General features: G+C 70.0%; 16 protein-coding genes. 10 read left to right on the top strand and 6 right to left on the bottom strand.

What is annotated here, in order from left to right; genetic code table 11:
* The first annotated feature begins 35 nt into the window (after positions 1 to 35).
* The 4 genes from ORV05_RS31560 to ORV05_RS31575 all read left to right on the top strand — a co-directional run bounded on the left by ORV05_RS31560 (position 36) and on the right by ORV05_RS31575 (position 2,952).
* On the top strand, positions 36 to 1,142 hold the full coding sequence (locus ORV05_RS31560; protein ID WP_268755542.1) for a winged helix DNA-binding domain-containing protein: 1,107 nt from the start codon (positions 36 to 38) through the stop codon (positions 1,140 to 1,142).
* A gap of 40 nt (positions 1,143 to 1,182) precedes the next feature.
* Positions 1,183 to 1,659: an Lrp/AsnC family transcriptional regulator gene (locus ORV05_RS31565; RefSeq protein WP_268755543.1), complete on the top strand. Its 477-nt coding sequence runs from the start codon at positions 1,183 to 1,185 to the stop codon at positions 1,657 to 1,659.
* Between the two features lie 149 nt (positions 1,660 to 1,808).
* Positions 1,809 to 2,213 carry an SsgA family sporulation/cell division regulator gene (locus ORV05_RS31570; protein ID WP_268755544.1) on the top strand — a complete coding sequence of 135 codons (405 nt, stop codon included), beginning with the start codon at positions 1,809 to 1,811 and terminating at the stop codon, positions 2,211 to 2,213.
* A gap of 55 nt (positions 2,214 to 2,268) precedes the next feature.
* A complete protein-coding gene (locus ORV05_RS31575; RefSeq protein WP_268755545.1) occupies positions 2,269 to 2,952 on the top strand; it encodes a hypothetical protein in 684 nt (227 codons plus the stop codon).
* A gap of 20 nt (positions 2,953 to 2,972) precedes the next feature.
* On the opposite strand, the gene ORV05_RS31580 is transcribed toward ORV05_RS31575, so the two are convergent.
* From ORV05_RS31580 to ORV05_RS31590, 3 genes are all read right to left on the bottom strand, one after another.
* Positions 2,973 to 3,683: a hypothetical protein gene (locus tag ORV05_RS31580; RefSeq protein WP_268755546.1), complete on the bottom strand. Its 711-nt coding sequence runs from the start codon at positions 3,681 to 3,683 to the stop codon at positions 2,973 to 2,975.
* Between the two features lie 255 nt (positions 3,684 to 3,938).
* The gene (locus ORV05_RS31585; protein ID WP_268755547.1) at positions 3,939 to 4,589 is read right to left on the bottom strand and encodes a response regulator; all 651 of its coding nucleotides are present in this window, start codon (positions 4,587 to 4,589) and stop codon (positions 3,939 to 3,941) included.
* 46 nt (positions 4,590 to 4,635) lie between these two features.
* Positions 4,636 to 5,544: a sensor histidine kinase gene (locus ORV05_RS31590; RefSeq protein ID WP_268755548.1), complete on the bottom strand. Its 909-nt coding sequence runs from the start codon at positions 5,542 to 5,544 to the stop codon at positions 4,636 to 4,638.
* Positions 5,545 to 6,331: 787 nt separating this feature from the next.
* Between ORV05_RS31590 and ORV05_RS31595 the strand changes: the two genes are divergently transcribed.
* Positions 6,332 to 7,759, top strand: a complete 1,428-nt coding sequence (locus tag ORV05_RS31595) for a purine-cytosine permease family protein (protein WP_268755549.1) — start codon at positions 6,332 to 6,334, stop codon at positions 7,757 to 7,759.
* A 136-nt stretch (positions 7,760 to 7,895) separates the two neighbouring features.
* On the opposite strand, the gene ORV05_RS36390 is transcribed toward ORV05_RS31595, so the two are convergent.
* Positions 7,896 to 9,707, bottom strand: coding sequence for a rhodanese-like domain-containing protein (locus tag ORV05_RS36390; RefSeq protein ID WP_326938102.1), 1,812 nt, complete (start codon positions 9,705 to 9,707; stop codon positions 7,896 to 7,898).
* Positions 9,708 to 9,899: 192 nt separating this feature from the next.
* On the opposite strand from ORV05_RS36390, the gene ORV05_RS31610 reads away from it, so the two are divergent.
* Positions 9,900 to 10,490, top strand: coding sequence for a L,D-transpeptidase (locus ORV05_RS31610; protein ID WP_326938164.1), 591 nt, complete (start codon positions 9,900 to 9,902; stop codon positions 10,488 to 10,490).
* On the opposite strand, the gene ORV05_RS31615 is transcribed toward ORV05_RS31610, so the two are convergent.
* Complete coding sequence (locus ORV05_RS31615) at positions 10,475 to 12,727, bottom strand: helix-turn-helix domain-containing protein (RefSeq protein WP_268755551.1); 2,253 nt, start codon at positions 12,725 to 12,727, stop codon at positions 10,475 to 10,477. The genes ORV05_RS31610 and ORV05_RS31615 overlap by 16 nt on opposite strands.
* Entirely contained in the window at positions 12,724 to 13,869 is a 1,146-nt protein-coding gene (locus ORV05_RS31620) for an Hsp70 family protein (protein WP_268755552.1), read from the bottom strand. The genes ORV05_RS31615 and ORV05_RS31620 overlap by 4 nt, the downstream gene beginning before the upstream one ends.
* A 214-nt stretch (positions 13,870 to 14,083) precedes the next feature.
* On the opposite strand from ORV05_RS31620, the gene ORV05_RS31625 reads away from it, so the two are divergent.
* The 4 genes from ORV05_RS31625 to ORV05_RS31640 all read left to right on the top strand — a co-directional run bounded on the left by ORV05_RS31625 (position 14,084) and on the right by ORV05_RS31640 (position 19,923).
* Positions 14,084 to 15,661: an IniB N-terminal domain-containing protein gene (locus tag ORV05_RS31625; protein ID WP_268755553.1), complete on the top strand. Its 1,578-nt coding sequence runs from the start codon at positions 14,084 to 14,086 to the stop codon at positions 15,659 to 15,661.
* 144 nt (positions 15,662 to 15,805) lie between these two features.
* Positions 15,806 to 17,611 carry a dynamin family protein gene (locus ORV05_RS31630; RefSeq protein ID WP_268755554.1) on the top strand — a complete coding sequence of 602 codons (1,806 nt, stop codon included), beginning with the start codon at positions 15,806 to 15,808 and terminating at the stop codon, positions 17,609 to 17,611.
* Positions 17,608 to 18,855 carry a P-loop NTPase family protein gene (locus ORV05_RS31635; protein ID WP_268755555.1) on the top strand — a complete coding sequence of 416 codons (1,248 nt, stop codon included), beginning with the start codon at positions 17,608 to 17,610 and terminating at the stop codon, positions 18,853 to 18,855. The genes ORV05_RS31630 and ORV05_RS31635 overlap by 4 nt, the downstream gene beginning before the upstream one ends.
* 228 nt (positions 18,856 to 19,083) lie before the next feature.
* Positions 19,084 to 19,923 carry an SAM-dependent methyltransferase gene (locus ORV05_RS31640; protein ID WP_268755556.1) on the top strand — a complete coding sequence of 280 codons (840 nt, stop codon included), beginning with the start codon at positions 19,084 to 19,086 and terminating at the stop codon, positions 19,921 to 19,923.
* Positions 19,924 to 19,950 lie beyond the last annotated feature (27 nt).

Genomic DNA, 19,950 nt, shown 5'->3' on the forward strand with positions numbered 1-19,950 from the left:
CATAATCCGTCCGCTATCGGCCGTACGCTTCGATCATGAAGGTTCTCGGCACCCGTGCGCTGAACCGCGCCCTGCTCGCGCGGCAGTTCCTGCTCCAGCGGGTGAAGCTGTCCCCGCTGGAGGCCGTCCACCAGCTCGCCGGGCTGCAGGCGCAGGCGCCGTTCCCGCCGTACTTCGGCCTCTGGTCGCGGCTGCACGAGTTCTCCCCTGACGACCTGGCCCGGCTGCTGCTGGACCGGTCGGTGGTGCGCATCGTGCTCATGCGGGGCACGGTGCATCTGGTCACCGCCGACGACTGCCTGCGGCTGCGCCCGCTCGTCCAGCCGATCATGGACCGCGACCTGCGGACCAACACCTCCCACGCACGCTCCCTGGCCGGAATGGACCTCGAGGAGCTGTCCGCCGAAGCGCGACGGCTGCTGGCCGAAGAGCCGCGCACCGGCGTCCAACTCGGCACGCTGCTCGCCCGCCGCTGGCCCGACCGGCCCCCGGCGTCGCTGTCGCACGCCGCCCGAGGCCTGCTGCCGCTGGTCCAGATACCGCCGCGCGCGGTCTGGGGACGCAGCGGGAAACCGACCTACGCGACCGCCGAGGACTGGCTCGACCGCCCGCTCGACGCCAAGACTTCCCTGGAGGAGATGGTTTTGCGCTACCTCGCCGCCTTCGGTCCCGCGTCGGTCGCCGACATCCAGGCCTGGAGCGGGCTCACCCGGCTCGGCGAAGTCGTGGAACGGCTCCGGACCCGCCTGCTCGTGTTCCACAACGAGCAGGGCCGCGAGCTGTTCGACCTCCCCGAGGCGCCCCGGCCCGATCCCGAAACACCGGCCCCGCCCAGGTTCATCGCCGAATACGACAACCTCCTGCTTGCCCACGCGGACCGCGGCCGCGTCCTCTCGGAGCAGATGAGGAGGCAAGTGCTGACGACGCCGAACGCAGTCATCCCCGGCACTGTTCTGGTCGACGGCTTCGTCCGCGGCAGGTGGCGCATTGAACGGGAACGGGGTACCGCCACCCTCGACGTCGAGTTGCACGGCCGCATCCCCAAGCCGGACCTCGCGGCCCTCGACAGCGCCGGAGCGGACCTCCTGCGGTTCGCCGCCCCTGGTGAAATCCATCGCACCCGGTTCACCGCACCGGCCTGAACCCCCCTGGAGAACGCGCATTCTTGGCTACCATGCGAGAGTGCCCGCCGCCGACCTCGACCAGCTCGACCTCGCCATTCTCAGCCGACTGCAGGAGGACTCCCGGACCATCGCCGAATCCATCGGCGCCCAGGTGGGCCTGTCGGCCGCGGCGGTACAGCGTCGCATCAAGCGGCTACGGGAGGCCGGGGTGATCAGCCGAGAGGTCGCCGTGATCGACCCGAAGGCGGTCGGGGTGGACATGACCTTCGTCGTGAGCGTCGAAATGGAGCGCGAACGGATCGACGTGCTGGACGCCTTCCGCAAGCAGGTGCTGGCCGATCCGGCGGTCCAGCAGTGCTACTACGTCACCGGCTCGGCGGACTTCATGCTGCTCGTCACCTGCCGGGACATGACGGCGTTCGAAGCGTTCACCCGGCGGACCTTCTTCGAAAATGAGGAGGTCCGGCACTTCACCACCAGCGTGGTGATGGACCGGGTGAAGGTCGGTCTCAGCATTCCCCTGACCGGCGGCTGACCAGGCCACTCTCCGCATGTTACAGGCAGGACACTTTTACACCGGATCGCGTGAATGTGGGACCCCGTGCATCATCATCGCCACCGAATGCCATCTCCTGGCTGTCCGATCGTTCGCGCCCCGTGAACCCTGACCGCGAGGAGTGGCACGTGAACACCGATGCCGTCAACCAGAACCAGTTCGTCACCCTGAACGGATCCCCTGCCCCCGTCCTGTCGCGACTGTCCTATGTGGGCAGCGAGCCGTTCGCCGTCAACCTCGCGTTCCGCACCGAACGGGGACGCTGGGTGGAGTGGACCTTCGCCCGCGAACTGCTGGTGACCGGTCTGTCCGAACCTGCGGGAATCGGCGACGTGCGGGTCCGCCCGGACCTCGCCACGGACGAGGACCTGCTGATCCTCGAGATCGAATCCCCGGACGGCTACGCGCTCGTGGAAATGGAGCGCGAGGATGTCGAGCGCTTTCTCGACGCCTCCGCCGAGGTCGTTCCGATCGGCGCGGAGGACAGCTACTTCGACGTCGACGCCTTCATCGCCGAGATCACGAACGTCTGACCCGACCCGTCACATCACGGCCGGCTGCTTCATGGTCGGCCGTTACCGTCTGGGGGTGAATTCTTCGGAGGAGGAACCGCCGCCGGCTTGGCGAGCCCCGTCCCGGGGTGAACACCGGTGGCTCGCCGTCACGGTCGTCGTCAGCACCCTGGTCCTTCAGTTGCTCCTGCCCAACGAGCTGGTGTTGCGCCCGGGCTGGCTCCTGCCTGCCGTGTCCGGGCTGCTGGTGGTGGCGCTGATGCTGATCAATCCCGGCCGGGTGGATCAGCGCACCCGGCTGGACCGGGGCGTCGCCCTGTCCCTGGTGGCGGCGGTCAGCGTGACCAACGGTGCCTCCGCGGTGCAGCTCGTCGAGGGGATCATCTCCGCGTCCATCACCGATCGCCCTGCGTCGATCCTGGTGAGCGCGGCGATCGTGTACTGGACCAACATCGTCGTGTTTTCGCTGTGGTACTGGGAGTTCGACCGCGGTGGGCCGGGTCAGCGGGCCACCGGCACGGCCGAATACCCGGATTTCATGTTCCCGCAGATGAGCAGCCCGGAGTTCGCGCCGAAGGGTTGGAAACCCGCCTACGCCGACTATCTGTACCTCTCGTTCACGAACGCGACGGCGTTCAGCCCGACCGACGTGATGCCCCTGCGACGGTGGGCGAAGGTGACCATGATGCTGCAGTCGTCGATCTCGCTGATCCTCGCGCTCCTGGTCGTCGCCTGGGCCATCAACGCCATCCACTCGTGATACGCGGAAGCGCTTGCGGCTCAGCGGTGACCGAATCGCGGCTGCTCGACCCCGTAAACAAACTCGGGACCGTAACCCGAGACGGGGCCGTAGCCCCAGTTGGCCAGGTCGACCCAGGAGCCCACCATCTGCTGGAACTGCTGTGCCACGGCCGACATCGGGTCTGGCATCGTGGCCGCCGCCCGGTCCAGCAGATCCACTCGGGATGGGCTGGTGGTGGCCGGTCCGGACGGTGAGGTCTTGTGGGCCACGCGCTTGGCCGGAGCGCTCGTCTCCTTGCGGTTGTCGGCGCCGTCACTGCTCGGTGTGCCGGTCGGAGTCGGCTGGGCCAACGTCCGTGTGGCCGTCGGCGGCACACTGACCTGGGTCGGTTCGTCCGCCGGTTCCTTGCCGGTGACCGCTCCGGTCGCCACGGCGGGCGCGGGGTCGCCGTCGTGGTGCCCGAAGGTTCCTCCGCCGATCCACCCGACGATCAGGAACAGCGCCGCCGCGCAGGCGAACAGCAGGTTGCGCCGCAGCCGCCGTGTCGCCGATGGACCGGGCGCATCGAAGTCCCTTTCGGGGACTACCGGCACCGGAGCCAACTCGCTCACGAGCGGACCGGCTGAACCGACCGGCTCCGGGGAAGTCGGCGGCGCGCTGGCCGCAACGATGCCCGTCCGGTCGGCGAGCTTGATCGCCGTCACGATGTCACCGGACCCGCTGCGCAGCATCGTGCGCACCAACGCCATCAGAAATCCTCCATCGCCCACCGATTGGCCGGCTTCGTCCACCTCACCGCCGATCGGCTATCACCCGACCGCACATCCGGCAAAACTCAAGGCGCGGCCGAAGCTACCAGGACGATGGGTACCCCAAGGCTGAAAGCCTCTCACTTTCCCCGATCCCGCGAAAAGATAACACTTATGGGTGATGCTTGTTGTGGCGGATCAAGCACAGCGTGACCGGAGCACCACCCAGTTGATCTTCGTCGATGAGTGACGTACTCATGTTCCACTCTCGCCGGTTTCCCACACCCACGCTGCGATCGCCACGCGATTCCTTGTCTTCAGCTTTCGCTGGATATTGACCAGATGCGTCTTCACGGTTCCCGCCGAGATGCAGAGCTTCTCGGCGATTTCCCCGTTCGTTCTCGCCTCCGCGACCAGCCGTGCGACCGCGAGTTCGCGTTCGGTGAGCGGTAGCGCGGCATCGCGCGGCGCCCGACGCGGCGCGAGGCGCCGGAACAGCTGCAGCGTGACCTGAGGACTGATGAGCATGTCCCCGGCGACCGCGGCCCGGACACCTTCGATCAGCAGCGAAGCCCCCGATCGTTTGAGCAGGAAACCGCAGGCTCCGTTGCGCACCGCGGTGTAGACGTACTCGTCGAGGTCGAAGGTGGTGACCACCACGACCCGGAGGGGATCGGCCACCGCGGGCCCGGCCAGTTCCCGGGTCACGGCGAGACCGTCCCGGCCCGGCATGCGAATGTCCGCCAGGACCACGTCGGGCCGCAGCCGACGGGCCTGGTCGATCGCGCTGTCCCCGTCGGATGCCTCGCCCACGACACTCAGGTCAGCCTGCGATTCCAGGATTCGTCGCAGATTTCGCCGCACCATCGCCTGGTCGTCCGCCAGCAGGATTCTGATCCCGCTCACACCCGCCTCCCACGGATACCGGATGCGGTCGAGGCGGCCTGTCGCCTCATCCGCCGTCCAGCGGAAGTACCGCCTGGACTCGCCAGCCTCCTGCCTCGCCCGGCCCGGCCCGGAAGGCGCCCCCGAGAGCGTGGACACGCTCGGCCAGACTCGCCAGCCCGGCACCACCGTTTCGCCGCCTGAAGACGGAGGCGCTCCGCCCGGGCCGCCCGTCATCGGTCACCGTCAGCATCACGGCCGCTCCCTCCTGCCGCACGGCGACCAGCAGACGGGTGGCCGTGGCGGCGTGTCTGCGAACGTTCGTCAAGGACTCCAGCACCACCCGATAGCCCACGTCCTCGATCTCGGGCCGTGCCTCCACCCCCTCCTCCAGGAACAGTTCGGCGCGGGTGGAGCCGACCCGGTCGAATCGTGCGATCAGTTCCGGCAACTCACGAAAACCGCGCAGGCACCCCTCGCCCATCTCGCCGCTGAGCCCGTTCTCGCGGCGAAGAAGCCGGATCGCCCGGTCCATCGACTCCAGTGCCCGGACACCGGCCTCTTCGATCCGTCTCAATGCGGTACCCGCCTCGCCGCCGACGCACTCGGACAGCTGGGCGGCCTGCGCTTCCAGCACTATTGCGGTCACCTCGTGGGCCAGCCAGTCGTGGACATCCCGTTCGAGCTGCCTGCGTTGCTCGCGTCGCGCCCATCGCACGGCCCGCACCGCGGTTTCGTCAAGCCAGCGCAGGTAAATCCCCACCGACAGGGCGCAGCCCGCCAAAAACGCCGTCCCGCAGCAGAATCCGGCGATTTCCAGCAACGGAGGAAACGTCGGGAAGGCCGGTAAGAACCGCATCGGAATCAGGGTGACCGCGACGAACACCGAGACCCCGACCGGCCACGCACGGGAAAGCGGGAGCCTTCGGACCACCTGGACCAGCAGGAGCAGCAGAAAGCCGATCTCGACGAGCATCCACGGAGCCCAATCGGGACTGACGGGATCTCGACGTGTTCCGGTATCCACAAGGGACAGTGCGGCCGAGAAGGAAGCTCCAATCATGAACGTCCGATGTGACCGCGGCCCGCCGAGAGAACTCGCGGTGGACACCACGAGCGCGGCTATGGCGGACAGGCTGGTGAGGGCGGGCACCTCGGGAAGCCCGAGGACGACCACGACCGCGGTGGCCCAGACGGCGAGTGCGACCCATCCGCGCGAGAGCGGTCGGGAACCCGCCCCCGATGCCATACCGGCCACGCCGGCACGCAACCGTACGCGGTGCCCCGCCACCCGGGTGGGCCGTACGAGCCTCCGAGCCGTTGCAGTCTCCACATCGTTCCTCCTTTGCCGTGGACGGCGAGACCGGCCGATCGACCGCCGATCGGCCGTGTTGCCGCGTCCCGCCTCAGCCTGCCGGACGCAAGCCCCTCGAGACCATCTCCCAAAAGACAGATCTTGGGGAACAGGTCATCAGAGGATCACCCGAAGGTGTTCGAAACGTCGTTCGATACTGCGGTAGCCTCGATGACGACCGAGCGAGTCGGCCGAACATCCGCTCGCCGGCCCCGAATCCCGGGAACCGGCCCCTCTTCGTCCATGAACAGTCTGGAGTTGATCATCGTGATGACCCGCGCAGTTGTGACACCACTCGCATCCGCCGTCGTGAAGGTCCGACATCACAGCAGGTGGTCCCGTGAGCATCCGACGTGACCAATAAGGAAGATTGTCCTTCCTCGCCCAACAGTGTGAGACGGTACTGTCCATGGACAGGACTTCGCTGACCGCAGAGGTGTTCGGCGGCCGGATGCCCGCGCGGGCGGGCGATCTTGCTATCGAGACACACGGGATCACACCGGTACCCGCCGCCAACCGATTCGGACGGCCGATCCGCCTGCTCACGGTGTTCTTCGCCCCGAACCTGACAATGACCGCGGTCTTCTCCGGCACCCTCGGCGCCGGACTCGGCCTCGGGTTCGGCACGGGGCTCGTTGCACTGCTGGCCGGTACGATCCTCGGTGCCATCCCGGTGGCTTACCTCGCCACCTGGGGGCCCAAGACCGGTACCGCTCAGCTCCCGCTGGCCCGCCTCCCGTTCCGCCGCAGTGTGGTGCTTCCGGGTCTGGTGCAGTGGTTGAACTCGATCGCCTGGGATGCACTGGTCGGCCTGTTCGGCGGTGAGGCGCTGGCCAAACTGGTAGGCATGCCGTTCTGGCTGGCGGTGGCCGTCGTACTACTCCTGCAGTGCGCGGTCGGCATCCTCGGCTACGAAGTGATCCACCGGGTGCAGGCGGTGATGACCGCGATCATCGGCGTGTTCTTCGTCGTGCTCACGGCCAAACTTCTGACCGGGCACACGATCGCCGTACACAACACCGTTTCCGGTGGGGAACTCATGGGTGCGTTCCTGCTGTTCAGCACCATCGCACTCAGCCTGTCCATCTCGTGGGCGAGCTACGCGTCGGACTTCAGCCGATACCTTCCGTCGACGACTTCTCGGCCACGGGCTTTCGTGTACACGCTGCTGGGACTGACGCTGTCCTTCGCGTGGGGCGAAGCGCTCGGGCTCGCGGCCGGGCAGACGCTGACCGACCAGACCACGGCAGGTATCAGTACCCTGCTCGGCGGCGGACTGCTGGGCAGCATCGCACTCCTGGTGATCGCCCTGACAGCGGTCTCCTCGAACGCGATGAACGACTACAGCGGCTCCCTGGCCCTGCAGACGATCGGCGTGCGGCTGCGGCGACCGGTGTCCGCCGTGGTCGTCACGGTGATCGCGTTCGGACTCATCCTGTGGATGCACAGCGGCAACCTCAGCTCGAAGTTCGAGGATGTGCTGCTGGTGATCGGCTACTGGGTCCCGCCGTTCGTCGGTGTCGTGGCGATCGACTGGTGGGCCAGGCGGCCGCGGCGGCGTGAATTCGACGTCCTGGCGGAAGTCGCGACCCGCCAAGCGGGATGGCCCGCACTCGTAGCCTTCCTGGTGGGATGCGCTGCCGCCGTGCCGTTCATGAACACGAGCATCTTCACCGGTCCGGTCGCTTCGGCCCTGCACGGAGCGGATCTGGCGTACTACGTGGGATTGGTGGCCTCGGCGATCGTCTACGCGATCCTGAGGAAGGTTGTACCGAGCGCCGGCGGGTGGCAAGCCCGGGTGAGCGAGAAGGTGACGGCGGGCAGCCCGGCCTCCTGACGAAATCGCGCAAGGGGTCGTCGAAGTCAGCCAACCGGAAGCACTGGCAGGTGGCAAGCAGCGGAGGCTCCGGCGGAACGGTCACGAGGCCGTCCCGCCGGGCCGCTGCCGGAATGCGGTTCCTCCCGCCGGCTCCCTAGTGGTTGGGGCTCGCGGGGTCGGGGCCGGTCGCGACCGGACGGTCCGGGTGATTCGACCACTGCGACCACGAACCCGGGTACAGCGCGGCCTCGATCCCCGCGGCCGCCAGCGCCGCGATTTCGTGCGCCGCGGTGACCCCGGAACCGCAGTAGACCGCGACCGGGCGGTCCGTGGCACCAAGGTCGGCGAAACGGGCCGCAAGCTCACCGGCGGACCGGAAACGGCCGTCGGGGGCCAGGTTGTCCCCGGTCGGGGCGCTGACCGCACCGGGAATGTGTCCGGCGCGGGGGTCGATCGGCTCCTGCTCGCCGCGGTACCGCTCCGCCGCCCGCGCGTCCAGGAGCAGTCCATGGTCCGGGAAGGCAGCAGCCTCGTCGATGGTCAGGACCGGCAGGTTGCCCGGCCGCAGCACCACATCCCCAGGCTCGGGGGTGCGGCCGTGGCCGGTCTCGAGCGGGCGATCACCCCAGGCGGCCAGGCCGCCGTCGAGCAGCCGCACCTCGGACAGCCCGGCCCACCGCAGCAGCCACCACGCCCGCGCCGCCGCCATGTTTCCTGTGGCGTCGTAGGCCACCACCGGCACTCCTTCGCGCACGCCCCAGCGCCGGGCAGCCGCCTGCAGGGCCTCCAGATCCGGCAGGGGGTGCCTGCCCTCGGCCGGCACCGGTGGCGCGGCCAGTTCGGTATGGAGATCGACGTAGACCGCACCTGGCAGATGCCCCTCCAGGTAGTGCTGGTGGCCATTCGGGTCGCCGAGCTTCCAGCGCACGTCCAGCAACACCGGCGGATTCTCCGAGTCCAGTTGCCGGGCGAGCTCCTCGGCGCTGATCAGGACCGGCGGTACGGTTTGCGGCAGCTCCGCGGGGTCCGCGCTGCCCGGCGCCTCACCGTGGTTCGCGGCGATCGCCAGCCGACGCTGCACCGCCTCGTTGAGCGGGGTCGGCACCCCGTGCAACCGCCCGAGCAACACGATCTCCCCGTTGAGAAAGTCGGTCTCCACCGAACCGGCACCCCGCGCCAGGCTCTGCCAGGTCGAGCTGCCGCCACGAGCCCGTCCCGGTATCTCGGCCACCTCGACGGCCGCAATATCCACTTCGGACTCAACCGCGAGATCGGCCGCAGTCATCCCCGCCGCCTGGAACACGCGCCGCGCCTCCGCCTGGAGTTCGCCCGTGATCCGGTCGTTCCGCCCGTACAGCGCATTCACCGCGTTGGTGAGGTTGGCGAGCAGCTTGCCGGCCTTCCAGCGCGGAAGATCGGGCACCACCTGAACCACGAAGTCCGCCCGGCGGAAATCCTCGGCGATCGCTTCGAGCCTGGGGTCTTCACCACCGGGATACCGGCCCAACCAGAAAATGCCCGGCTTCTCCGCCCCTTCGGCACTCACCTCCCCGGGCTCGAGAAAGGTCGACGGCTGCCACACTGCGGCCCCGAAGACGGTACGAAACCGGCGGAGTGCCGCTCGTTCGTTCTCGAGACCGTTCTGCAGACTCACCACGGGCAGGTCGGCGGCCAGGCCCTCGCCCGCCGGGCGCCAGGCCCACTCCTGGAGAACCTCCTCGGTGTTCTGCGTCTTCGTCGCGAGCACCAGCACATCGTCGGCCGCGAGGTCGACCTCGACGGCACCGGAGGCGACCGGCACCGCAACGACCTGTTCGCCGCTCGGGCGCAGGTACCGCAGGCCACCGTCACGGATCGCGGCGGCGTGCTTTCCGCGTGCGATGAGCACCGTGCGGATCCCGGCGACGTGCAGCTGCGCCGCCACCGTCGACCCGACCGCCCCGGCCCCGATGATGATGTATCGCATGGTGACCATCCCACCACTTCCGGCTGTCCGCGGCGAGAGCGCCGAGACGCCGGTCACCGCAACAAGAACGTGACCGGCCAGGCAGAACCTTTCCGCCCCACAGCACGTCTTCTTCGGCAACAACACCGGACACAGAACCCGACCCTGGGGGCCTTTGTGCGTTTCAAGAAGATCTGGGTTGCGTTGAGCGGCGTGGCCGCGGCCGCCGTACTGACCGCCTGTTCGGGCGGTGCGACCAACGCGAACGTACAGCCGCTGGCCGCGGCCAGTACGCCGACATCGAGCTCCCCGGCCGTCCCGACGACCACGACCGCCACGCCGACCACCACCACGGAGGCGAGCACCACCCGGCCGCTGGCTCCTTCCACCACCACGACCAAGAAGCCGACGTCCGCACCCAAGACCACCACGGCGGCCCCCGCCACCGACCCGAGTGTCCCGTGCTCGATCACCGAGGGCGCCTGCGTGGACATCTCCGCGAAGAAGGCCTGGCTGCTGTCCGGCGGCAAGGTGGTGTACGGGCCGGTGCCCATCACCACCGGGCGCCCGGGCTACCCGACGCCGACCGGGAAGTTCCAAGTGATCTCCAAGGAGAAGATGCACTACAGCACGGAGTTCAACAACGCTCCGATGCCGAACTCGGTCTTCTTCGTCCCCGGCGACGCCTTCCACACCGGCAGCCTGTCCACGCCGTCGCACGGGTGCGTCCACCTGTCCAGCACCGCTTCACTGAAGTTCTTCAACACCCTTTCCGTCGGCGATCCGGTTCAGGTCGTTCCGTGAGCGGGCCGCAGCTCGGCGCGCAGCTCGGCGAGTAACTCGCCGCGGCTGGTCGCGCCGAGCCGCTGGCGCATCCGCGCCATGTGGTGTTCGACCGTCTTCGCGGAAATGAAGAGCCGATCGCCGATCTGCTTGTAGGTCAGGCCTGCCAGCACAAGCTCGGCGACCTGGCGCTCCCGGTCGCTGAGCCGTACCGGGCCGGGCGCGGTCGAGGGCTCTCGCCCCTGCAGCACGCGGGCGCAGTCGAGCAACACGACCATGGCCTTGCGGTCGGACGTCCTGATCGCCGCCTGACCGGCGAGCCGGGCACCGTCCCAGCACAGGCCGACCGCGTGGAGTCCTCGGGCCGCCGACTCCACGGCCTCCGGGTCGACATCCCCGCCGAGCACCTTCAGCCAGCACTCGGCGGCCTTGGCGAGCGCAGCGAAGTACGGCCCGGTCCCGGCCGCCGCGGTGAGCGCTCCGGCGTGCTCGGCGGCTTCGGCGGGTTGCTCGTCGAGGATGGCCGCGTGCAACCCGCTCCAGTGCAGGGCGCTGGCCCACAGCGGCGGGTCGCCGAGTGCGGCCAGCAACTGCCGGGCCTGCCGCAGGTGCGGGGCGAGCCGGTCGCGTTCACCGAGTCTGGCCGCGGCCACCTCGAACTCGCCGAACGGCAGGAACGTGAACAGGTCGACCGGATGCCGGACGACCACCTCCCTGGCCTGGGTCCAGATCCGGCGGAGGGCGGCGAGGTCACTCGCGCGTCTGGCCAGCCCCACCCGGAGCCCGACCGAGAACAGCCAATCCCGCGGCGAGAGGTCGTCTCCCGCCTCCCGTAGCCGCGCTTCCGCGGTTTCTTCGTCGCCCCGCAGCATCGCGATCCAGGCGAGCAGCAGCCGGTGCCGCGCGGCGAGCGAGCCCGTCTCGATCGCGCGGTCCAGCAGTGGTTCGGCGATCGCCGCCTCTCCGCTGTGCAGCGCGACCAGTGCGCCGAGAGCGGCCGGACTGTCCGGCAGTAGCACCCCGGACGACACCGGGGCGAGCGTTTCCGCCGCGTGGACCAAAGTAGACAGTGCCACCGCGGGCTGCCCCGAAACCGATTCGAGGATTCCTCGCGCGGTCGCCGAGACGGCGCTCGACAACAAGGTCGGTGGACCGTCCACAGTGCACTTTTCCGCAACGCGCTCGGCCTCGGCGAGCCGCCCGGTGCCCACCAGGCCGATCAGGGCGAAGCAGCGCGAATTACCGGAGCCGGACCACTGGAACAGCTCCGCACTGCGGGCGAGCTGGCCCCGCAACGCGAGCACCGCACCGGCCACGCGGGCGGCTTCGGCCCGATCCGGCGCGTGCTCGGTGGACAGCACCTGGTCGGCGAGTCGGAGCGACGAGTCGAAGTCCCCGGCGCGGGCCAGCGCCTCCGCCCAGCGGGCGGTGACCGCATGCCCGGCCCGCACCGCCGCTTCGTGCAGCTTCGCCGCCAGCGCGGGGTCCGCGCCCGCTTCCCCGGCCGCGCTCTCGAACGCCTTCGCCATCACCGCACCGGTGAGCCCGGTCTCGGCCAGGGGAAGCACCAGCCGCAGCAGAGGCCCGCCCCGTTCGAGCTGTTGTTCCACCAGTTGGCGCCGCACGGCGATCTGCCGATCCCGGGGAATCAGTTCCCGCAGTGCCTGGGCGGCGACCGGCAGCAGGGTGCCGTCGGCGGCAAGGAGCCCGGTCGCGTGCGCGGCCTCGACAGCCCCTCCGGCCAGATCCGGCCCCGCCCCGGCCTCGGCCGCGAGCAGGAAACGCAACACCTCCGGGCCGGCCTGGTCCAGTTCATGGCACAGTGCGGTCAGGTCGGCCACGGCGCGCACGAGCCCGGGGACACCGCCGGTCTGCGTCAGCACGGCATCGGCGGGCAGGCCGCTTCCGGTCGCTCGCAGGTAAGCCTCGGTCCGCGCGAGGTCGAACGGGCGCAGCACGATCTGGCCGCGCAGCCGGCCGAGGACCTGGTTCAGTGCGGCGGGCCGGGGATGGGGACGGGCGGCGATGACCAGCCCGGCCTGCTCGTCGTCGAGGTAGCGCACCAGTTCGGCCAAGTCGGCTTCGCCGAGCAGGTGTGCGTCGTCGACCAGCCGCACTCCGGAAGCGGGGGCGAGATGTTCGAGCACCGCCGTCTTGCCGTAACCGCCCGGCGCAACGACGGCGAGCCGGACCGGCAGGAGCTCGCCGGACAGGATGGCCGCGCAGACGCGTTCGGTGGGCTCGTCCAGCAGGATCACTCGTCGTCCTCGTCTCGGGAACCGCTTCGCCGGCCCGGCACGAACCGGCGCCGGGGTGGTTCGAGCGGCGTCAGTTCGATCGGTGGTCTCGGCGGCACGGGTTCGGCATCGTAGACCTCCTCCGGCATCGGGGCCGGTTCGGCGCTCACCCGGGGCACCAGCGTGGTCGATTCCGAAGGCGCTTCCGCGGGCGGCCTCGCGGTGAGGGCGGCTCCCCGGCAGGCGGCGGTGGCCGGGTCGGGATCGACCACCACCCGGCAGTCCACCAGTTCCCGGGTAAGCGCTTCCACCAGCGGAGTCCGCGCGGTGCCACCCACCAGGAGCACCGAGGACAGCCCCTCGTACCGCCGAAGCGGGGCCAGCGTGTGCATCAGCAGCGGCCGGATCAGCCGTTCGAACTCGCTCCGGGTGAACCGGCCGCCGAGGTCGATTTCCGTCTCGGTGGACAGCATTTCCCTGGCCTCGTGGCAGGCGAATCTCATCTCCCCGAGTTCGCCGCCGAACCGGGGCAGCACATGCTCGGTGAGCGCGTCGTCCAGCGCGGGCGCGCTCTGCTCGTGGTGGCTGACCACCTCGAAGGCTCGCGAAGCCCGCCGCAGCACCGCGGTGTCCACGTATTCGCCGCCCAGACGGCAGACCGCGAGCACCGATCCCGGCTCGACGCGCTCCCGCACCAGGTGGTTCTCCGCGGCGGCGACCGGTGCGGGCAGGAGTAGCGCCCCCGGAAGGCCCGCTTCCTGCAGGGCTTCGTGGAGCAATCGACGCCGGTACGCGCCCCAGCCCGGGGGATGGGTGACGGCGATGCGTTCGGCGTCCCCGCCCTCGGCGTCGGCGATCTGATCGGCCACCCAGCCCGCGACCACGGCCGTGAGCGACTCGGCGCGATACAACTCGTCGCCGAGCAGGAACGGCACGTCGTCGCCCACCCGGCGCAGGAAGCCGCGGGCCGCGCGCTCGGGCTCCACCGCGGCACGGCGCCGGGCCTCGGCTCCGACCTGCACCGTCGTGTCGTGCGCGACGTGCAGGACGGCTTCGAGGGAGCGGGTCACCACCTCGGGTTCACCCCAGAACTCCCCGGCCCGACGGCACACCGCGGCCTTGATGCGGGTGGTGCCGATGTCGATGCCAAGGACGTAACGCATTCGGGTGCCGCCTCCTAGGGTTCGCCTCTTCGTACCAAAGGCACCCCCTGGGGACTCATCCCCTAATCCCCTAACGCACACCGCCGGATCCCGGGTTCGGGGTTCGGGATCGATCCCCGATGCCTCCGGCGCCCCGGTTCCCTAGGTTTGGCCGAGGCACCGGCCACCACGCCGGCCCGCCCCTCCATTCCATCCCGAGATTGCGGAGAATTCGTTGTCCCTCCCCGCCCAGACCCTGCACGACTTCGTGCTGAACCTGCTGACCGACGACGCCGCCCGGTCGGCCTTCGCCGCCGACCCGACCGCCGCGCTCGCGAGCGCCGGGCTGAGCGACGTGACCCCGCAGGATGTCCAGGAGGTCGCGCCGCTGGTCGCGGACTACGCGCCGGCGCACGTCGCGGACGCCCTCGAATCGGCCTTCACCTCGCTGCCCGCCAACGCCGCTGGTCTGCAGGGCGCGATCGAGCACCTTCAGGCCGTCGCCGAGGCCGCGCACGGTCTGCCCGTGTCCGCCCCGGACGTGCGCGCCCTGCCGGTGCAGACCCCCGACCTGAGCGCCCTGCCGGTGCACGCGCCGGACCTCGGCTCGCTGCCGGTGCACGCGCCCGACCTGAGCGCCCTGCCGGTCAACGCCCCCGACCTGAGCGCCCTTCCCGTGCACGCGCCCGACCTCAGCGCCCTGCCCATCGACGCCGACGACGCGCGCTCGCTGCCGGTGTCCGCGCCCGACCTGGGCTCGCTGCCGGTCCAGACCCCCGACCTCGGCTCGCTGCCGGTGCACGCGCCCGACCTGAGCGCCCTGCCGGTCAACGCCCCCGACCTGAGCGCCCTGCCGGTGCACGCGCCGGACCTGAGCGCCCTGCCCCTGTCGGCCCCGGACCTCGGCTCCCTGCCGGTCAACGCCCCGGGCCTTGGCTCCCTGCCCATCGACGCCGGTGACGCACGCGCCCTGCCGACCACGCCGGACCTTGGCGGCTTCCACGCCACCGGCAGCGGCTCCGCCGAAGGCGTCACCGGGGCCTTCGCCTACAGCGGCGAGCAGGCCACGGCGGGCTTCCAGGGCGTCGCGAGCCAGGAGGGCGCGCACTTCGCCGGTGGCGTCGAGTCCGAGTACGGCAGCTTCGAGGGAACCGGCGAGGTCAGCGCCTCCGGTTTCACCGGATCCTTCGAATCGACCTCGCCGCTGGGCACCTACGGCCTGAGCACCGACGGCACCCCCGCCACGGCCGGTTTCGGCCAGGTCAGCGACCTCGGTCAGAGCCTCGACGCCGACGCCTTGGCGAAGAGCGTGCCCGCCGCGGGCACCGTGGCCAGCTACGTCTCCACCGGTGGTGAGCTGGTGGGCAGCCACATCGCGGACGGCTCCGCGACGCTCGGCGGCTACCTGACCGGTGCCGGTGCCGGCCTCGGCCACGCCGTGACGGCGGGCGGCGAGGAGGTGGGCAGCCACGTGACCTCGGGTGCCGACCTGGTCTCCGAGCACATTTCGCAGGTCCCGGCCGTTTCCTCGCTGTCGGTCCCGGCCCTGCCCGCGGACGTGCCTTCGCACCTGCCCACCGACCTGCCGGTGCACCCCACCGCGGAACTGCCGCACTCGCTGCCGCACCTGCCGGTGGCCAACCCGCTGCCCCAGGTCGGTGAGCACCTGCAGGAGGCCATCACGCACAACCCGATCGCCGATGCGGTCTCGCACAGCCCGCTCGGTGAGGTCTCCGGTGTGCTGGACCACGCTTCGCTGCCCGAGGCCGACGCCCTCGGCGGCCTGCACAACGACCTGCCTCTCGGCCACTGACCGCGCCCAGTGAGGTGAGGGGCGGGCTCGTCGCCATGCCTCGGCGGATTCATCCCTCACCGGTCGTATAGCGGCGGGGGTCCGTCCATTCGGACGGACCCCCGCCGTTGCCCTTTCGTGACCGAACAAGGCACACTCCTCCGCGTGATCGCACCGCCCTGGCTCGAAGTACTGGACGACACCGTCCGTGCCTGCGCCACGCACCGGCGCCCGGACCTGGCGGAACGCCTTCAGGCCCGTAGAGCCCGGCTGGTGGATCCGAAGCTGCGGGTCGTGGTAATCGGCGAGGCCGGTCAGGGCAAGAGCCAACTGATCAACGCCCTGCTCAACGCCCCGGTCTGCGCGGTCGGCGACGACGGCACCACTGTGGTTCCCGCGGTCATCGAACACGCCGAAACCCCGATCGCCACCGTCGTCACCGGAGGCAGGCGCGCGCTGGAAAGCGCTTCACGAACGCCCGTTCCGGTCGAGTCGGTGACGGCGGAGGCCAACCGCGAGGCGCGGTCGGTCAGTGGCCCGCCCGTGGTCCGCGCCGAGATCGGGTTGCCCCGTGCCCTGCTCGCGGCCGGCCTCGCCCTGGTCGACACCCCGGCAGGCACCGGAGCCGAACTGGTGGAGTCGATGGCGGCGGACGCGGTGCTGATGGCCACCGACGCCACCAGCGAACTGTCCCGCTCCGAGTTGCTTCTGCTCAAACAGGTCGCCCGGCTGTGCCCGACGATCATCGTGGTGCTCACCAAGATCGACCTCGTGCCGGGCTGGCGGCTGATCGCGGAGCGCACGCGGGCCCTGCTGGACGACGGGGGCCTGATGGCCACGGTCCTCCCGGTTTCGTCGAGCCTGCGCCTGGCGGCCGCGCGCTCCGGCGACCAGGCCCTCAACCAGGAATCCGGTTTCGTGGAACTGATCCGCTGCCTGCACCAGGATCTCGCCGGTCAGGCGGAACTGCTGGCCAGACGGTCGGTGGCGACCCTGACCGGGGTCACCGTCGAGAGCCTGCTCACCTCGCTGAAGGAGGAGTTCGCGGCGACCCAGCAGCAGGGCAGCGAGGAGGCGGTGGCCCGCTGGCACGCCGAGGGCCGCAGGCTGGAGCGGTTGCAGCGGGACGCGGCCCGGTGGCAGACGCTGTTGTCGGACGAGGTTTCCGATCTGTTGTCCGATGTGGAGTTCGACCTTCGCGACCGGACGCGCAAGATCCTGGTGGAGGTCGACGACTACTTCGACACCGCCGATCCGGCCCGCACCTGGGACGAGTTCGAGACGTGGCTGCGGGAGAACCTGGAAAAGGTGGCGGAGACGAACTCGGAATGGCTGCTCGACCGCTTCGAGTGGATCGCACGGAAGGTGGGGCGGCAGGTGGCGCCGCACCGTCCGGACGCGCTGCCGGACTCCCTCCCACGGGAGGTGCCCGGTGATGCGGTGGGCGACATGAAGATGCCGAAGGTGGAACGGTTCGGGGTGGGGCAGAAGCTTTTCGTCGGGATGCGCGGTTCCTACAGCGGGCTGCTGATGTTCGGTCTGGCCACCACCATCGCCGGGCTGCCGCTGATCAACCCGATCTCGCTGGGCGCCGGGGCCGCCTTCGGCGCGAAGAGCGTGTTCGAGGAGCGTGGTCAGCGGCTCAAGCGGCGGCAGGCGACCGCGAAGACGGCCGCTCACCGCTATGTCGACGATTTCTTCCTGACCTACGGCAAGCACAGCAAGGACACGGCCCGGCAGATCCACCGCGCCCTGCGGGACAGGTTGGCCGCCGTCACCGAGGAGTTGCGTGCCGAGATCACCGATTCGGCGAAGGCGATCAAGCAGGTGATCGATGCCGACGCCGCGCGGCGAACCAACCGGGCCCAGGAGATCCGGCGCGACCTGGACGAGCTCACGCTGCTGAGCCGGCGGGCCCAGTCCCTGGCCGGGATGCGGCACCGACAAGCTCCACGGGGGCTCACCGCGTGAGCCTCGCGTCGCGGACCAGGGCCCTGCTCGACCAGGCCCTCGACGCCTACCAGGACAGCCCGCGCGCGGTGAGCTGGCTGCGGCGTCAGGTGAACCGGCTGGACGATCCCCTGCGCCTGGCGGTTGCCGGGCCGCGGCAGTCCGGCAAGTCGACAATGGTGAACGCGATCGCCGGTGCGGAGGTCGCGGGCCCGAGCGCCGGCCTGTCCTGGTTCCGGGCCGCGCCGAGCCGCTCCCGCGACGAGTTGATGTTGATCGACACCCCGCCCGTCGACGGGGAGGCCGCGGCGGGCGCGATCGAGAACATCTACCTCGAAGCCGACGCCGTGCTGTTCCTGGTGCGGCATCCGCACCGTGCGGATCTCGGCTTCCTGCACGCCATGCGGGACCACCCGATCGCCAGGGCTTCGACGGTGAACGCGATCGTCGTGCTGTCCCGGGCCGACGAGCTCGGCGGGGGCCGGGTGGACGCGGTGATCTCGGCGCGGCACGTGGCGCGCCGGTACCGGCGCGAGCCCGAGGTGGGCGAGTTGTGTCAGGACGTGGTCCCGGTGGCGGGCCTGCTGGCCAGTGCGGGGCGGACCCTGCGGCAGCCCGAGTTCGACGCGCTCGCCGACCTCGCCCGGGTTCCCCGTGCCGAACTCGCGCCCCAGTTGATGTCCGCCGACCGGTTCACCGCCCAGGATCCGTCGGTGCGGGGCGGTCTGCTGGAGCGGTTCGGGCTGTTCGGCGTCCGGATCGCGGTCACCCTGATCCGCCGCGGGGCTCAGTCCCTGCCGGCACTGGCCGCGCAACTGGTACCGCGAAGCGGCCTCGCGGAGTTACGCGACGCCATCGACCAGGCTTTCGTGGAACGGCGGCCGGTGCTCAAGGCGCGGTCGGCCTTGCTGGGTCTGGACGTGGTGTTGCGGATGGAACCGCGTCCCGCCTCGGCCGCCCTGGCGGCGGAGCTGGAGCGGACGCTCGCGGGTGCGCACGATTTCCGGGAACTGCGGTTGCTGGCCGCGTTGCGTACGGGGCGGACGGAGCTTCCCCCGGAGTTGCTGTCGGAGGCCGTGCGTCTGCTGGGCGGGCAAGGTACCGGGGTCGAGGAAAGGCTCGGCGGACATTCCGAGAACGAGATCTTCGAGATGATCCGGCGCTGGCGGGCCTGGGCCGAGGACCCGGCTTGCAGTGCCCGGGATCGCCGGGCCGCGGCGGTGGTGTTGCGAAGTTGTGAGGAGCTGGTGGCGAGAATGCGGTGAGCGCGTCCAGACCGCCCACCGAATATGAGTACTTTTCTGATTTCCCACGAAAGGTCTCGCTTATCCCGCGAACCGGTAGCGCACCGTGACCGTGGTGAGAAAGCGCTTCCTGTGATTTCGAAGCCTCGCCTGAACGGCTTAACCAACAACCGGTAAGATGTGACGGCAATCTCCCGGTGGCGGAAGGTGCTGGACGTGGCGCGTCAGACGCGGACCAGGCAATTTGCCATGGACGATGTCGACCTCGATCATCCCAGTGTTGCTCGCGTTTACGACTACTACCTCGGCGGCAACGCCAACTACGCGGTGGACCGCGTGTTCGGCGAGATGGCCCTGACCGCCTTTCCGTTCGTGCGGCCCGCCGCCAAGGCGAACCGGCTGTACCTGCGACGGGTCGTGCACTACCTGATCCAGCGCGGGGTACGGCAGTTCATCGACATCGGCTCCGGCGTGACCACCTCCGACGGCGGCACCCACCGGATGGCCGACGAACTGGGCCGGGCCAATGGCGCGCGGGTCGTCTATGTGGACCACGAGCCGGTCACCGTGCTGCGCTCACAACTCCAGCTCGAACAGCACGGCGACCCCAAGCGTCACGCGGTGGTGCAGGCGGATCTGCGGGAACCGGACCTGTTGTGGCGCAAGGTCCGCGCATCCGGCGTGGTCGACCTGCGGCAGCCGGTCGCGATTCTGCTGATGGCCGTGCTGCACGTGGTTCAGCCCGGCCCCGACGGCACCGATGTGAGCGCGCAAGCGGTCGCGCGTCTGCGCGAGCTCATGCCCCGCGGCTCCTACCTCGCGCTCTCACACGGCACCACCGATGGCGTGTCGGCCACACTGGCGCACGACATGGACGAGTTCGCGCGCCTCTACGACCGCACGCCCGCCCGGCTCCACTGGCGGCCTCGGGCGGAGATCGAGACGTTCTTCGGCGATCTGACCATGGTCGAACCGGGAGCCACCTGGTGCCCCCTGTGGCATCCCGAACTCGCCCGGCAGGGGGAGGAGATCCGGTTCACCGATCCCGGCGAGTCGATGGTCTGGGTCGGCGTCGCGCACAAGCCCTGACCATCCTTTCCGGACGCTCCGAAGAGG

Origin of the sequence: Amycolatopsis cynarae (assembly GCF_026802195.1) — a bacterium.
In the GTDB taxonomy this organism is placed as follows: Bacteria; Actinomycetota; Actinomycetes; order Mycobacteriales; family Pseudonocardiaceae; genus Amycolatopsis_E; species Amycolatopsis_E rhizosphaerae.